This is a genomic window from Micromonospora sp. NPDC048986 (genome assembly GCF_040649335.1).
Classification (GTDB): domain Bacteria; phylum Actinomycetota; class Actinomycetes; order Mycobacteriales; family Micromonosporaceae; genus Micromonospora; species Micromonospora alfalfae.
Genome location: NZ_JBEZFJ010000011.1, coordinates 1 through 14,650, shown reverse-complemented (window position 1 = coordinate 14,650; position 14,650 = coordinate 1). Strand labels below are relative to the sequence as shown.

Here is a 14,650-nt window from a genome sequence, read left to right as displayed (position 1 = left end):
GCTGTGTGACGTCTCGCAGGTCTGACTGCCGTTGCGGCGAACGGCACGAGGACAGACCAGCGCGCCCGTGTCCCCGCACGTGTCCAGGGCCGACCTGACGCGTGGTAGGGCCCGTGGTCGCAATCCCTACGCCCGCCCAACCTAGGAGACGGCATGCGTCGCAACACATTGCTCATCTCAGTGATCGCCGGCCTGTTGCTGGCGCTCGGACTCGCTCCACCCGCTTCGGCGGCCCCGGCCTTCCGGGCCCTGGTGTTCAGCAAGACCACCGGCTACCGGCACGACTCGATCCCGGCTGGGATCAGCATGCTCCAGCAGCAGGCCTCCGCGAACAACTTCGAGATGGTGGCGACCGAGGACTCGAGCGTCTTCACCGCCGCCAACCTGGCGACCTTCGACGTGATCGTCATGCTCCAGACCTCCGGCATGGTCTGGACCTCGGCGGCGCAACGCCAGGCGGTGGAGGGTTACCTCGCCAGCGGCAAGGGCATCGTCGCCATCCACAACGCCACCGACATGGGCATCGAGTCCGAGTACCCGTGGTGGGACCAGACCATCAACGGCGGCGCGCACATGCCCGAGCACTCCCCCGGAGTGCTGCCCGGCACCGCTATCGTCGCCGACAAGCAGCACCCGTCGACGGCCGGGCTGCCGGATCGGTGGAACCGCAGCGAGGAGTGGTACAACTTCGACACCAACCCGCGCGGCAAGGTGCACGTTCTGGTGACCGCCGACGAGCGCACCTACAACCCGGGCTCCCGGGCGATGGGCCCGGACCACCCGATCTCCTGGTGTCGGGACACCGCCGGCGGGCGGGTGTGGGCCACCGCGATGGGCCACGCGATCGACTCCTACAGCGAGACGAACTTCCGCAACCACGTGCTCGGTGGCATCAAGTGGGCCGCCGGCAACGCTCCCGGCGACTGCGGCGGCACCGTCTGGGGCAACTTCGAGAAGCGCACCCTTGACGACAACACGGTCGACCCGATGGCGATGGCGGTGGCCCCGGACGGGCGCGTGTTCTACGCCCAGCGCGGCGGGCAGCTGAAGATCTTCAAGCCCTCCACGAACAGCACGGTGACCGCCGGCACGCTGAGCGTCTACACCGGTGGTGAGGACGGGCTCACCGGTATGGCACTGGACCCCAACTTCGCCACCAACGGGTACGTGTACCTGTACCACTCGCCGGCGAGCAGCAGCACCGACGTCAACCGGGTCTCCCGCTTCACGATGAGCGGCGACACGCTGAACACGTCAAGCGGCGTGACGATCATCGACATCCCGGCGTACCGGGACCGCACGTTCCCGGAGCCCGGCCACACCGGCGGGTACATCGAGTTCGGCCCGGACGGCAACCTCTACATCGGCACGGGTGACGACACGCCGCCGAACCTCGACCCCAACTGGCAGGGCTACGCCCCGCTGGACTGGCGCTCGGGCAAGTCCAACCTGGACGCGGCCCGCAGCGCTGGCAACACCAACGACCTGCGCGGCAAGCTGCTGCGTATCCGCCCCGGAGCCAGCGGCAGCTACACCATCCCGTCCGGCAACCTCTACCCCCAGGGCACCGCGCAGACCAAGCCGGAAATCTACGCGATGGGCTTCCGCAACCCGTTCCGGTTCTCGATCGACCCGGCCACCGGCTGGGTCTACCTGGCCGACTACGGGCCGGACCGCAACCCGCCCACCACCAACCGTGGCCCGGAGGGCCTGGTCGAGCTCAACGTGATCAAGACGCCCGGCAACTACGGCTGGCCGTTCTGCCACGGCAACAACCAGCCGTACGCGCCGTACAACCCCGACACCGGCGTGGTCGGCTCGAAGTTCAACTGCTCGGCGCCGGTGAACAACTCGCCGAACAACACCGGTCTGACCAGCCTGAAGCCGGTCGTCATGCCCAACATCTGGTATGGCTACCCCACCTCGACGACCTTCCCGGAGCTCGGCTCCGGCGGCTCCGCGCCGATGGGTGGCCCGGTCTACCGGTACGACGCGTCGAACCCGTCCGCGACGAAGTTCCCGCCCTACTACGACGGGGTGCACTTCTTCTACGAGTGGTCGCGCAACTACATCAAGGAGGTGCACTTCGACTCCTCCACGGCTGTCACCCGCACCAACCCGTTCCTGCCCGGCGGCGGGTTCAACAAGCCGATGGACATGGAGTTCGGCAAGGACGGCTCGCTCTACCTGCTGGAGTGGGGCACCAACTTCGGCGGCGGCAACAGCGACTCCGGGCTCTACCGGATCGACTACATCCAGGGCGGCCGGTCACCGATCGTCAAGGCCACCGGCACGCCCACCAGCGGCAGCGCACCGCTGACCGTCCAGTTCAGCAGCGCTGGCACGTCCGACCCGGACGGCAACACGCTGAGCTACCTGTGGACGTTCGGCGACGGCACCACCTCCACGGCTGCCAACCCGTCGAAGGTGTACACCTCCAACGGCAACTACACGGCCCAGTTGAAGGTCACCGACAGCACCGGTAAGACCGGCTTCGCCAACGTCCCGATCACCGTCGGCAACAGCGCCCCGGTGGTCACCATCACCACACCGGGCAACGGTGGCATGCTGACCTTCGGTGACAAGGTGTCGTACCAGATCACCGTTACCGACCCGGACGGTGGCACCGTCGACTGCTCGAAGGTGTTCCTCAACCCGGCGCTGGGTCACGACGACCACGCGCACGAGACCACCGAGTACCCGGGCTGCTCGGGCACCATCTCCACCGACCTGCTCGGTGGGCACCCGGATGGCGCCAACCTGTTCTACGTGCTGAACGCGCGGTACACCGACAACGGCGGCTCGGGGGGCGGGTCCCCGCTCACCGGCACCGCACAGGCGATCCTGCAACCGAAGCACAAGCAGTCCGAGTACTTCAGCAGCCAGTCCGGCATCCGGGTGGTCGACCAGGCTGCCGCGGAGAGCACCAAGCGCGTCGGTGACATCTCCAGCAACGACTGGATCGCGTTCAACCCGATGAACCTGTCGGGGATCTCGACGGTCAGCTACCGGCTGTCGTCGCCGTCCGGCGGCGGCTCGATCGAGCTGCGGGCCGACTCGCCGACCGGCACCCTGCTGGCCACCACCACGGTGCCCAGCACCGGTGGCTGGGACAACTACCAGTCCACGACACCGGTGAGCGTCACCGCCCTCGGCGGTACGCACACGCTCTACATGGTGTTCAAGAACAGCAACAACTCTTTCGATCTGGACTCGCACACCTTTGGCGGCAACGGCGTCGGGACACCCGGCACCGGCACCGGCACCGGCCTGGCCGGCAAGACCTACACGGTCACGGCGCAGCACAGCAACAAGCTGTTGGACGTCAGCGGTGTCTCCACCGCCGACGGCGCCCAGATCACCCAGTGGGCGTCCACCGGTGGCAACAACCAGAAGTGGCAGGCCGTCGACGCCGGTAACGGCGCGCTCTACCTCAAGGCGGTGCACAGCGGCAAGTGCGTCGAGGTGACTGGCAGTTCCACCGCGGCGGGTGCCTTCCTCCAGCAGGCCACCTGCAACAACGGCAACCAGCAGAAGTTCACCGCCACCGCGACGGGCACCTCCGGCGTGTACACGGTGAAGAGTGTGCTGAGCGGGCTCTGCCTGGACGTCAACGGCGCTTCCACGGCCGACGGCGCCCGGGTGTTGCAGTGGACCTGCAGCAACGCGACGAACCAGCAGTGGCGCTTCACCGCGCTCTGACCTGCGGCTGTCGCGGTAACAGATGACGTCCCGGTCGGGACCGGTATCCAAGTAACGGAGCCGGTCCCGGCCGGGACGTCGTCGTCGATCAGGCAGGCTGACCGGGCGACGCGGCGAGCAGCCCGGCCGCCGCCAGGTCGTCCCACAGCTCCTCCGGCACGACGACCCCGGAGCGTCGCACCGTCTCGACCGCCTGCGCCTCGTCGCGGACGCCGACCACTGTCGACACCACCCCCGGGTGCCGGCGGACGAAGGCGAGGGCCGCCTGCGGCAGGGTCACCCCGTACGTCTCGCAGACGGTGGCGATCCGCCGCGCCCGCTCGATCAGCGCCGCCGGGGCCTGCTGGTAGTTGTAGACGGCGTCGGCCGGCGGCCGGTCCCGCGAGAGCAGCCCCGAGTTGTAGACGCCCGCGATGACCACGCCCACCCCCCGGTTCTCGGCGGCCGGCAGCAGGTCGGTGGCCGCTCCCTGTTCGAGCAGGGTGTACCGCCCGGCGCACATCATCACGTCGACGTCGGTCTCCCGGACGAACCGCGCCAGCATCGCCGACTGGTTCATGCCGGCGCCGATGGCACCCACGACGCCCTGGTCCCGCAGGTCGACCAGGGCGGGTACGGCCTCGTACGCGGCCTGCTCCCAGTGGTCGTCCGGGTCGTGCAGGTAGACGATGTCGATCCGGTCCAGCCCGGTCCGCTCCAGGCTGGCCTCGATGGAGCGGAGCACGCCGTCGCGGCTGAAGTCCCACACCCGCCGGTGGGCCGCTGGCACATCGAACCCGTCGGAGTCCCGCCGGTGCGCGTCCTGAGGCGACGGCACCAGGAGTCGCCCGACCTTGGTCGACACCACGTACTCGTCGCGCGGCCGTTGGCGCAGCGCGGCACCGAGGCGGCGCTCGGACAGCCCGAGACCGTAGTGCGGCGCGGTGTCGAAGTACCGGAGGCCGGCCTCCCACGCGGCGTCGACCGCCGAGGCGAACTCCTCGTCCGTCGTCGTCCGGTACAGGTTGCCCCCCTGGGCCGCGCCGAAGCCCAGCTCGGTGAGCCGTAGCTGCGGGCGGCGCGGCAGTGCGCGCGCCATCATGAGGGCCCCAGCCCGTAGACGCGGCGTGCCGTCTCGCCCCAGACCGACGCCCGGCCGGGACCGTCCTGACCCTCCAGCAGCTCCGCCACTGTGTCGACCCACCGCTGGTACGAACTGGCGAGCAGACAAACCGGCCAGTCCGAGCCGAACATCAGTCGGTCCGGCCCGAACGCGTCGAGGGCGTCCTCGACGGCGGGCCGAAGGTCAGCCGGCGTCCACTGCGCGAGCGGCACCTCGGTCACCAGCCCGGAGAGCTTCGCCGTCGTGTTGGGTGAGGCCGCCAACGACAGCAGGTCCCGCCTCCACCCGGCCATCTCCGGGCTACCGATCGCGGGCTTGCCCAGGTGGTCGAGGACGAAGCTCACCTCGGGCAGGTCACGGGTGAGACGCGTGGCCATGGGGAGCTGGTGTTGGCGTACCAGCAGGTCGAAGACGAGGCCGGCGGCGCCCACCGCCGCGATCCCCCGGCGGACGTCGGGACGGTCCAGGTACGCCGGGTCGCTCTCGGACTGCACGAGGTGGCGGATGCCGACGAGGCGTTCCCCACCTCGGGCTGCCCGCAGAGCGTCGAGGCGCTCCGCAACGTCGTCGGCGGTCAGGTCCACCCAGCCGACGACTCCGCGGACCATCGTGTCCTCGGCCGCCACGCCCAGCAGGTCGACCGTCTCCGCGTCGGAGGCGACGGACTGCACCACCACTGTCGCGGTGACCCCGGCCGCCCGGGCCAGTGGCGCGAGATCGGCGGGTTCGAAGTCGGCGTCGATGGCCGCCATGGTCACCGGGTCGATCCACGGCTGCGGGTGCCGGGCGCGGACCCAGAGGTGGTGGTGCGCGTCGACGATCCCGGTTCGCCCGGGCCCCTGCGCCCCAGTCATCGGCCCAGCCATCCGCCGTCGACGGGCAGCACGACGCCGTTGACGTAGTCCGACGCTGTCGAGGCCAGGAACACTGTGGCGCCGCCGAGATCGTCGGCCCGGCCCCACCGCCCGGCCGGGATCCGGCCGAGGATCGCCTCGTTGCGGTCGGGGTCGTCGCGCAGCGCCTGGGTGTTGTCGGTGGCGATGTAGCCGGGTGCGATGGCGTTGACGTTCACCCCGCGGGCCGCCCACTCGTTCGCCAACGCCTTGGTGAGGCCGGCCACGCCCGACTTCGACGCGGCGTAGCCGGGGACGGTGATGCCGCCCTGGAAACTCAACAGGGACGCGGTGAAGATGATCTTCCCTCGGCCGCGCTCGACCATCGTCCGGCCGATCTCCCGGCTGAGGATGAACTGGCTGCTGAGGTTCACCTCGATCACGTGGTCCCACATCTCGTCCGGGTGCTCCGCGGCCGGGGTCCGGGCGATCGTGCCGCCGTTGTTCACCAGGATGTCGACCGGCCCGAGGGCGGTGATGTCGCTGGCCAACCGGTGCACTGCCGCCCGGTCGCCGAGGTCCGCCCGCAGCGCGGTGAACCGGCGGCCGGTGGCGCGCACCCGGCGTTCGACCTCGCTGCCCTCCGCTTCGAGCTGGGCGGAGACGCCCACGATGTCGGCGCCGGCCACGGCCAGGGCCTCGGCCATGGCGAGGCCGATACCGCGCCGGGCCCCGGTCACGACAGCGGTCTGACCGGACAGGTCGAACAGGGCCGTCACTTGTTACCCTCCCGCACATCGAGCAGCACCTTCATGACGCCGCCACCCTCCAGCGCCTCGAAGGCCGCGCTGGCCGCCTCGACCGGCTCGACCCGGGAGATCAGCTGCTGTGCCGGGATCGCACCCGAGGCGACCAACCGGATCGCCTCCACCATGTCGTCGCGCTGATACAGCCGGGCACCCAGGAGTTCCAGCTCACGCCAGAAGAACCGGTGCAGGTTGACCTCGCGGGGCTGAGGGTGGATCGCCACCATGACCAGCCGCCCGCGAGTGGTGAGGACGTCCACCGCCGTGGTGACGCCGGCCGGGGAGCCGGACACCTCGAAGGCGATGTCGGCGCCCGCGCCATCGGTACGCTCGTTCACCAGCGCCACCACGTCGGTCGCTCGCGGATCGACGGCCTCGATCCCGATCCCCTCGGCCACCTCGCGTCGGAACGGGTCCGGCTCGACGAGGAGCACCCGCGCGCCGCGACCCCGCGCGACGGTGGCGATCAGGACGCCGACCGGTCCACCACCGACCACCACCACCTGGTCGTCGGCGCTCACGTTCCCCCGGCGTACGTCGTGCACGGCTACCGCCACCGGCTCGACGAGCGCCGCGTGGTCGAGGGGCAGTTCCTCCGGAAGCGGCAGAACCAGCTCCACCGGCACGGTCCAGGAGGACTGCATGGCGCCCGGTGAGTCGATGCCGAGGAAGTTCATGGCGTGGCAGACGTGGGAGTTGCCCCGCTGGCAGGCGGCGCACCGTCCGCAGGGTCGGGTCGGCATCACGGTGACGGCCTGACCGATGTTCCAGCCGGTCACGCCCTCGCCGACGGCCGCGATCCGACCGGACATCTCGTGCCCGATGATCGCGGAGTCACCGACCCGGGCGTCCATGTCCCCGTGGTAGATGTGCAGATCCGTACCGCAGATCCCGGTGTACGCCACCTCGATCCGTACCTGGCCGGGGCCCGGTGGCTCCGGGTCGCGGTTCTCGATCCCGAGGTCTCGCGCTCCCCGGTAGACGACTGCCTTCATCGTTCCTCCGTCTCGACGGTCGGTACGTCGGTCGTGCCGACCGGGCATGGCCGTGGGTGCACCGCCGCCGCGATGCACCCACGCCCTTCCGGTTCCAATGGTCAGCTCAGTGCCGTACGGTCGGCGACACCTCGTTGCGGGAGTTCAGCGCCACGACAGGCACCTGGCGGGTGGGGATCACCCCGTCGACTCCGGCCAGCAGCCGTCGTCCGGCCCGCTCCGGCCGAACATTGGGGCTGTCGGCCGTCTGCGCCTGCGGGCGGCGGTTGACCGCCCGGATCCGCTCCTCGTCCACCCGGACCCCAAGCCCGGGTGTGTCGCCGAGGATGAAGGCGCCATCCTCGACGTGCAGGTCGATGGAGACGCCAACTGGTGTGTGCAGGTCCTGCAACTCGCTGGTCAGGTGGTTCGGCACCGAGGTCGCGGCGTGCAGCAGCCCGACCGGGCTGTTGCCGATCGGGCTGACCGGCAGGTCGTGGGCGTGGGCCAGCGCGGACGCCCTCAGGAAGTGGGTGACCCCCCAGACGGCCGCCATCTGGACGATGTCGACCGCGCCCGCCGCGATCAGCGGACGGTACTGTTCGAGCCCGGTCAGATTCTCACCGGTGGCCACCGACGCGGACACGCCTCGGCTGACCGCGGCCAGACCCTCGGCGTCCCAGCGTCGGACCGGCTCCTCGATCCAGATGAGGTCCAGGGTGCGTTCCAGCTCGCAGACGTGCCGGACGGCCTGCTTGCGGGTCCACGCCTCGTTGACGTCGAGCATCAGGCCCGGCCGCCGGCCGTGCCCGGCCTCGGTCAGGACCTCCCTGACCAGGCTCAGGCGGTGCCGATCGCGCTCGATGTCGAGGCCGCCCTTGAGCTTGGCCGCCCGAAGGCCGTGGCTCGCGTAGACCTCGTACTCCGCGACGAGTTCGTCGTCGGTGAGCCCGATGTCCAGACCGGACGCGTAGGCGGTCACCCGCCGGTCCCGTCCGCCCAGCAGCCGCCACAGCGGTTCGCCGGCGGCCTGCGCCTTGATGTCCCAGAGTGCGGTGTCCAGAGCCCCGATGGTGCCGAACACCGGCCCGGCGTGGCCGGCCTTGAAGGTGTGCCGCAACATGCGGTCGTACAGGGACGTCACGGCACGGGGGTCTTCGCCCTCGATGGCTGGGAAGATCCGCTCGATCTCGACGTGCGGCCCGAGGCCCACTCCCGAGATGCCCTCGTCGGTGTCGACGATGACGATCGAGACCGGGACCACCCCGTCGGCGAACACACCGTTGGCGTCGCCGACCGGTCGGCCCCATTCCTGGACCGTGGAGAGCGTCCGATATCCCGTGATCCGCATGTTAACCCTTCGTGGAACCGGCGGCTACGCCGTCGGCAATTTGGCGCTGGAGGAACAGGTAGACCAACAGGACGGGTATCGCGGCGATCAGCACCCCGGAGGCGAACGTGGGGATGTTGTCGGAGTACTGCCCGCGCAGCGAGGTCACCCCGATCATGAGCGTCCGGTGATCGGCCGATGGCATCATCACCAGCGCCATGAGGACGTCGTTCCAGCAGAACAGGGCGTTGAGGATGCCGACCGACAGCAGCGCCGGAGTGCCCAGCGGCAGCATGATCCGGCGGTACACGCCGTACACCGTGCTGCCGTCGATCCGCGCGGCGTCGACGATCTCCGGCGGAATGCCCTTGTAGTAGCTCGTCATGAGAAAGACGGTGAAGGGCAGGAACTGGGCCACATAGACCAGGATCAGGCCCGGGTACGTGTCGATGAGCGCGGTGTCGGCCATGATCCGGGCGAGCGGCACCATGATCACCTGGAACGGGATGAAGAGCCCCGCCAGGCAACCCAGGAACAACGCCGACGAGCCGCGGAACCGCAGTTGACTCAGGGCGAAGCCGGCCATCGAGCCGAACAGCAGCAGCAGGAGCACCGACATCGTCACCACGAACAGCGAGTTGACGAAGTAGCGGCCCATGCCGACGCTGGTCCACGCCGTGCTGATGTTCTCCCAGCGCAGCGTGTCGGTCAGGCCGAACCGGTCGAGGATGTAGTCACGCCGCGTCTTCATCGCGACGTTGGCGGTGAACAACAGGGGGTAGATCGTCGCCAGGGCGAGCAGCGACATGGGGATGGCGATCAGCCACCGTCCCAGGCGGAGGCGAGACATCAATCCTCCTTTCCGGATCGTTCGAGCAACTTGATCTGCAACAGCCCCACGACGAGCATGATCATGAAGAGGATCGTCGAGGCCGCCGACGCGAGAGCCGGACGGTTCATCTGACCCTGCTGGATCCAGATGTAGTACTCCGGCAGGTACGTCGACCCCTCCGGCCCGCCGCTGGTCATCACGAAGAGCAGCCCGAACATCGAGGTCAGCATCCCGATCATCGTGGTCACGAAGACGAACTGGATGGTCCGGGCGAGGCTCGGGATGATCACGTGCCAGACGACCTGGCGCAGCGACGCCCCGTCCACCCGGGCCGCGTCCAGGAGCGCGGCGTCCAGCGTGGCAAAGCCGGCGAGGAACACCACCAGCGCCATCCCGAAGGTGGCCCAGATGTGCACTCCCACCACCATGAACATCGCGATGTCGGGGTCCCCGAGCCAGTCCACCGGACCGACACCGAACGACCCGAGCACGGCGTTGAGCGGGCCGTCGAAGGCGAGCAACAGGTTGAAGATCGCCCCGACGATGACCGGCGAGAGCACGGCGGGAAAGAAGTAGACGCTGCGGTAGAAGCGGTGGCCGGGCACCCGAAGGTAGATGAACGTCGCGAGCAGACCGGGAATCGCCACCGCCACCGGCAGCAACAGCACCAGCAGGCCGACGTTGCTCAGCGCGGTCCGGAACAGCGGATCTCCGAACAGCTCGCGGTAGTTGCCGAATCCGACCGAGGTCCCGTTCTGCGCGCCGTCACCGGTGAAGGAGAAGTTGACGCCCAGCAGCAGCGGGTAGAGCCGCAGCAGCACGATGATCAGGACGGCCGGGAGGACCAGGATGTAGGGCGCGTAGCGCTCGGCCCCAAGGCCGCCACGGGTGCGACGGGGTCGTGTGCCACTGCGATGCGCGGCGGGGGCGACCGCCGCCCCGCCGGCCCGTCCGGCCGAAGCCGGACGGACCGACGGTTGCGTGTCTCCGATCGGCACGAGGTCAGCCCGCCTGGTCGGAAGCGGCCAACTGCTTCACCACCTCGTCGACGGTGATCGAACCGCTGAGCAGCTGCTGGGAGAGGCGCCCCATCAGGTCGATCGTCTTCGAGGAGAGCGCCACGTGCAGAGCCGGCTTGCCGCTCTTCAGCTCGCCCACGATCGTGGCGACGGCCGGCCCGGCCTGCGACACGTCGATGGTGGTGTCGGCGGCGATCGCGCCGGCGTCGGCGTAGAAGGACTTCAACGCCTCGGCCGAGCTCAGGGAGCGCGCCAGGTCGGCGGCCATCTTCGGGTCCTTCGTCCACTTGGCGACCGCGTATCCGATGCCACCGTCGTACGGGAGGCTCGGCGTGGTGCCGGCGGTGACGACGGGGGCCTTCATCACGCCGAGCTTCTCCGGGGTCAGGAACTCGTTGAAGTCCTGCCAGTGCCCGACGTCCGACATCAGACCCATGACGTGGGCGGCCTTACCGGACTGGAAGTACGCGAAGGAGTCGTTGAACATGGCGGTCGAGTTGGCCCCGTCGCTGTTCATCTTCTTGTCGCCGGTCTCCTTCCAGAGCTGGAAGAGCCGCTTGACGTTCGGCGAGTTCCAGTCGCGCTTGCCGGCGATCCAGGCGTCGTACTCGGCGGCGGTGAGGGTGGTCGAGCCCATGCTCGACATCCAGAACTGGATGCCGACACCTTCCTTGTTGCCGAGGGCGAAGCACTTGGAGCCGGCCTTGGCGATGGCGTCGCAGTCGGCGACGAACTTGTCCCACGTGGTGGCCGGGCTCGCCGGGTCGAGGTTCGCCTTCTGGTAGATCGTCTTGTTGTAGTAGATCGGGTAGCCCTGCAGCGTCACCGGGGTGGCGTAGATCTTGCCGTCCTTGCTGAACGCCTCCCAGCCGGCCAGCCGCTGCTTGTCCTCGGCCACGTAGTCGGTGATCGGCACCAGCGCGTCCACCCGGTCGCGGATCTGTCCGCCGCCGTTGAACATCATGACGTCCGGGCCCTTGCCGGCCTGGATCGCCGCACCGAGCAGCGTGTAGTACTGGTCGAAGGGCTGTGCGACGAACTCAACCTCGACGTCACTGTGCTTCTTCTTGAAGTCAGCCTTGGCCTTGTCCAGATAGGATTTGGCGAACGGCTCGCCGGACTTCCAGTCCCACACGACCAACTTGCCGTCCGAGCTGGTTGACTTGCCCGAATCGCTAGCACTTCCACAACCGGCCAGGGCCAGGCCCACAACGAGGACGGCCGACCATATTGCGCGCTGTCTCATCGATTGTCACCTCTATATGGGGGGTGGCCGGCGGGTGTCCCGCGAGCCAAATGTTGACCGGAAGGTAACTCGTATGACGTGTGACGTCAACAGTCGGCCGTACACTGGCCCAGACGTCGTGCCACGGCGAGCCATTCGGAGGGGGACATGACGCCACCGCAGGAGACAGCCCTGAACAGCCCGGCGACCCCGGCGTGGGTGCGTCGGCCGACCAACCTCGCCAGGGCGGTCACCGCCGAACTGGTGGAGCGCATCGTCCGCGGCGTACACCCGTCCGGGACGTCTCTACCCCCCGAGCCGATCCTCTGCGAGACCTTCGGCGTGAGCCGGACCGTCGTCCGGGAAGCAGTGAAGATCCTTCAGGAGAAGGGCCTGGTGCAGGTCCGCCAGGGCGCCGGCACCATGGTCACCCCGCCGGCTCACTGGGACATGCTCGACGAACTGGTCCTCGCGGCCACCATCGCGGTGGACGACAGCCTCGCCATCCTCGACGACCTGGTCGTCACCCGGCGGGTGCTGGAGTCCGACATGGCGAACGTCGCGGCCCGCCTCGCCGACAGCGAGACCGTCGATCGACTGCGTGCCATGGTGGACCGGATGGACGAACTCGTCGACGACCACGTCACCTACCACGACCATGACCGGGCCTTCCACGACACGATCATGCAGACGTCCGGGAACCGCATCGCCCGCGGCGTCGTACGCGCGCTGGAGAGCCAGGTCATCAACACCGCGCGATACATGGGCCGGACCGAACGGGCGTTGTGCGTGGCGTCCAACCAGGGGCACCGACGCATCTACGAACGCATCGCGGCCCACGACCCCAACGGCGCCGCCGAGGCGATGTTCACCCACATCACCGAGGCCTGGCTGGTCCGTCGCAGTGGCTCGGGGAGCCCGGTCCGCCTCGAACGCTGACCGTCTCGGGAAACGGACGGCGCCCGCCCCCGAGGTACGGGAGCAGGCGCCGCCAGCCGTGGCCGCCAAGGGTCACGAGAACTGGGCGAAGAACCTCCAGATCTCACCCTTGGTCCAGGTGGTGATGCCGCTCTCGGCGTAGGTGCCGTCCACCGGGCCGGGCATGTGGCCGTTGTCGTACGCCGCCCACTGCACGGGGTAACCAGCCCGGCAACCCGAGTAGGCGGTCGTGATGTGGGTGCGACTGCCGCCGGCCGGCTCGCGCGGGCTCTGGGCGGTGCAACCGTTGTTGCGGACGAAGGTGTCCCGCAGCGCCCTGCCCTGGGAGATGTTCAGGACGTTGTCCGTGATGCCGTGCAGCCCGAAGTACGCGATCGGCTGCGTACCGCCACTGCACCCGCTGATCTGCGCGCCGGAGATGACGGCGACGGCCCGGAAGACGTTGGCTCGCGCGCAGGCGACGGCGTAGCTCATGCCGCCACCCCAGCTGAAGCCGAGCGCGAACCGCTGCCTCGGGTTGACGCAGAGGCTGCTCTCGATCCGGCTGATCATGTCATCGACGAAGGTGATGTCCTCACCGCCGGAGTTGCCCCAGCCGTTGCCGAATCCCTGGGGCGCCACCAGGATCGCGCTGTTGTTCGACTGCTCCTGCTGCCCGTAGTAGGACCAGGCGGTTCCGCTGGTGCCGCCGGAGGAGATCTCCTGCATGGTGCCGCCCCGCCAGTGGAAGGCGAAGATCAGCCGGTAGGGGTTGCTGTTGTTGTAGTTGGCGGGCACCCGCAGGATGAAGGTCCGGCTCTTGCCGTTGCTCTGGATCGTGTGTGTGCCGCTGGCCAGCGTCGGTGCCTTGCCGCACCCGCTGCCACCCGACGGGGGTGGCGTCGTGGGGTCGGTCCCGCCGTCGACGCGGACGAGCTGCCACTGCTGGTTGGTGCCGCCCCAGTCGGCGTACTGCACCACGTTCGCACCGTCGGCGGTGGACGCGCCCTGCACCTCGACGGCCTTGTTGCTGTTGCGGTTGATCAGCCGAACGTAACCACCGTCGGAGTCCGCCAGCCGGAACTGCTGGTTCGTCCCGTTGAGATCGGCCCACTGCACTATCGCGCCACCGTCAGCGGTGGAGAAGCCACTGACGTCGAGCACCTTGCCCGAGTGCCGCGACTTGATCCGGTAGTAGCCACCCCCGGAGTCCACGAACTGCCACTGCTGGTTCGCACCGTTGTTACGCGTCCACTGGCTGATCCGCGCCCCGTCGTTGGTTGCCGACGCGTACAGGTCCAACGCCTTGCCACTGTTGCGATTCACCAACACGTAGGAGGCGTTGGTGTCGACGGTTGCCGCCGCCGCGGGTGCCGCGTTGACCGCGACGAGTGTGCTGGCTGCCATGACCGCGGCCGCCGCCGCAGCCAACCCTGACCGCCAGCGAGATCTTTGTCGAGAGGCGGGACGAGCCTCACCGAGGGCTTTCATGGTCCACTCCTTCGATCGGGGTCACCCACGAGCGAGAGCGCCCGCGCGTGCCCTGGCGTGCGTGCCGGCGTCGTGGTGGTGGCGTCAGCACGTCTGGGGGTGTCGTGCGGGCAACCCGCCGTCAACGGCGTACGTCGATGGCGATGGCGACGCCACGATCCGGGCTTCGTGGCAGGCCGCGCCGATCCCAGGCGATGCGACGTCCTGGCTCCCGGTGACCGGGTGGTCCGCGGGGTGAAAATTAGCGGGTAATACGTCATACGTCAAACGATTGGTATCGATCCGCGCGATCGCGTCGAGGGGCGACCTGGCTGTCACGGCGGCCCCCGGCGTCCGGATGGTGGGACGATGTCAGGGAATCATGACCGACACGGTTCTGACGAGTCGGCTCAGGCGAGCAGCGCGGCCAGGGTCGCGC

11 protein-coding genes are annotated in these 14,650 nt (G+C 68.9%); 2 read left to right on the top strand and 9 right to left on the bottom strand.

Going from position 1 to position 14,650, the window contains the following annotated elements; translation table 11 throughout:
• Nucleotides 1–153 precede the first annotated feature (153 nt).
• The gene (locus tag AB0B94_RS22080; protein WP_357283057.1) at nucleotides 154–3,702 is read left to right on the top strand and encodes a ThuA domain-containing protein; all 3,549 of its coding nucleotides are present in this window, start codon (nucleotides 154–156) and stop codon (nucleotides 3,700–3,702) included.
• 88 nt (nucleotides 3,703–3,790) lie between these two features.
• Here the strand turns inward: AB0B94_RS22080 and AB0B94_RS22075 are convergent, their stop codons facing one another.
• The 8 genes from AB0B94_RS22075 to AB0B94_RS22040 form a co-directional block, all read right to left on the bottom strand.
• Nucleotides 3,791–4,783: an aldo/keto reductase gene (locus AB0B94_RS22075; RefSeq protein ID WP_357283055.1), complete on the bottom strand. Its 993-nt coding sequence runs from the start codon at nucleotides 4,781–4,783 to the stop codon at nucleotides 3,791–3,793.
• Nucleotides 4,780–5,658, bottom strand: a complete 879-nt coding sequence (locus AB0B94_RS22070) for an amidohydrolase family protein (RefSeq protein WP_357283052.1) — start codon at nucleotides 5,656–5,658, stop codon at nucleotides 4,780–4,782. Before AB0B94_RS22070 ends, AB0B94_RS22075 begins: the two co-directional genes overlap by 4 nt.
• Nucleotides 5,655–6,416: a 2-dehydro-3-deoxy-D-gluconate 5-dehydrogenase KduD gene (gene kduD / locus AB0B94_RS22065; RefSeq protein ID WP_357283050.1), complete on the bottom strand. Its 762-nt coding sequence runs from the start codon at nucleotides 6,414–6,416 to the stop codon at nucleotides 5,655–5,657. Before kduD ends, AB0B94_RS22070 begins: the two co-directional genes overlap by 4 nt.
• Entirely contained in the window at nucleotides 6,413–7,438 is a 1,026-nt protein-coding gene (locus AB0B94_RS22060) for an alcohol dehydrogenase catalytic domain-containing protein (protein WP_357283046.1), read from the bottom strand. The genes kduD and AB0B94_RS22060 overlap by 4 nt, the downstream gene beginning before the upstream one ends.
• A 106-nt stretch (nucleotides 7,439–7,544) precedes the next feature.
• Nucleotides 7,545–8,768 (bottom strand): mandelate racemase/muconate lactonizing enzyme family protein, encoded by a 1,224-nt coding sequence (locus tag AB0B94_RS22055; protein ID WP_357283043.1) that lies wholly within the window; start codon nucleotides 8,766–8,768, stop codon nucleotides 7,545–7,547.
• Between the two features lies 1 nt (nucleotide 8,769).
• Complete coding sequence (locus tag AB0B94_RS22050) at nucleotides 8,770–9,597, bottom strand: carbohydrate ABC transporter permease (RefSeq protein ID WP_357283041.1); 828 nt, start codon at nucleotides 9,595–9,597, stop codon at nucleotides 8,770–8,772.
• On the bottom strand, nucleotides 9,597–10,577 hold the full coding sequence (locus AB0B94_RS22045) for a sugar ABC transporter permease (RefSeq protein ID WP_357283039.1): 981 nt from the start codon (nucleotides 10,575–10,577) through the stop codon (nucleotides 9,597–9,599). The genes AB0B94_RS22050 and AB0B94_RS22045 overlap by 1 nt, the downstream gene beginning before the upstream one ends.
• 4 nt (nucleotides 10,578–10,581) lie before the next feature.
• On the bottom strand, nucleotides 10,582–11,844 hold the full coding sequence (locus tag AB0B94_RS22040) for an extracellular solute-binding protein (RefSeq protein ID WP_357283036.1): 1,263 nt from the start codon (nucleotides 11,842–11,844) through the stop codon (nucleotides 10,582–10,584).
• A 147-nt stretch (nucleotides 11,845–11,991) separates the two neighbouring features.
• Here AB0B94_RS22040 and AB0B94_RS22035 point away from each other — a divergent pair, with 147 nt between their 5' ends.
• Nucleotides 11,992–12,762, top strand: a complete 771-nt coding sequence (locus AB0B94_RS22035) for a FadR/GntR family transcriptional regulator (protein ID WP_238666848.1) — start codon at nucleotides 11,992–11,994, stop codon at nucleotides 12,760–12,762.
• Between the two features lie 72 nt (nucleotides 12,763–12,834).
• Here AB0B94_RS22035 and AB0B94_RS22030 read toward each other — a convergent pair whose 3' ends face one another.
• Nucleotides 12,835–14,232, bottom strand: a complete 1,398-nt coding sequence (locus AB0B94_RS22030) for an RICIN domain-containing protein (protein ID WP_357283033.1) — start codon at nucleotides 14,230–14,232, stop codon at nucleotides 12,835–12,837.
• Nucleotides 14,233–14,650 lie beyond the last annotated feature (418 nt).

Coding starts and splice junctions, on each gene's coding strand:
- AB0B94_RS22080 (WP_357283057.1), top strand. CDS start 154: ATGCGTCGCAACACATTGCTCATCTCAGTGATCGCCGGCCTGTTGCTG.
- AB0B94_RS22075 (WP_357283055.1), bottom strand. CDS start 4,783: ATGATGGCGCGCGCACTGCCGCGCCGCCCGCAGCTACGGCTCACCGAG.
- AB0B94_RS22070 (WP_357283052.1), bottom strand. CDS start 5,658: ATGACTGGGGCGCAGGGGCCCGGGCGAACCGGGATCGTCGACGCGCAC.
- AB0B94_RS22060 (WP_357283046.1), bottom strand. CDS start 7,438: ATGAAGGCAGTCGTCTACCGGGGAGCGCGAGACCTCGGGATCGAGAAC.
- AB0B94_RS22055 (WP_357283043.1), bottom strand. CDS start 8,768: ATGCGGATCACGGGATATCGGACGCTCTCCACGGTCCAGGAATGGGGC.
- AB0B94_RS22050 (WP_357283041.1), bottom strand. CDS start 9,597: ATGTCTCGCCTCCGCCTGGGACGGTGGCTGATCGCCATCCCCATGTCG.
- AB0B94_RS22040 (WP_357283036.1), bottom strand. CDS start 11,844: ATGAGACAGCGCGCAATATGGTCGGCCGTCCTCGTTGTGGGCCTGGCC.
- AB0B94_RS22035 (WP_238666848.1), top strand. CDS start 11,992: ATGACGCCACCGCAGGAGACAGCCCTGAACAGCCCGGCGACCCCGGCG.
- AB0B94_RS22030 (WP_357283033.1), bottom strand. CDS start 14,232: ATGAAAGCCCTCGGTGAGGCTCGTCCCGCCTCTCGACAAAGATCTCGC.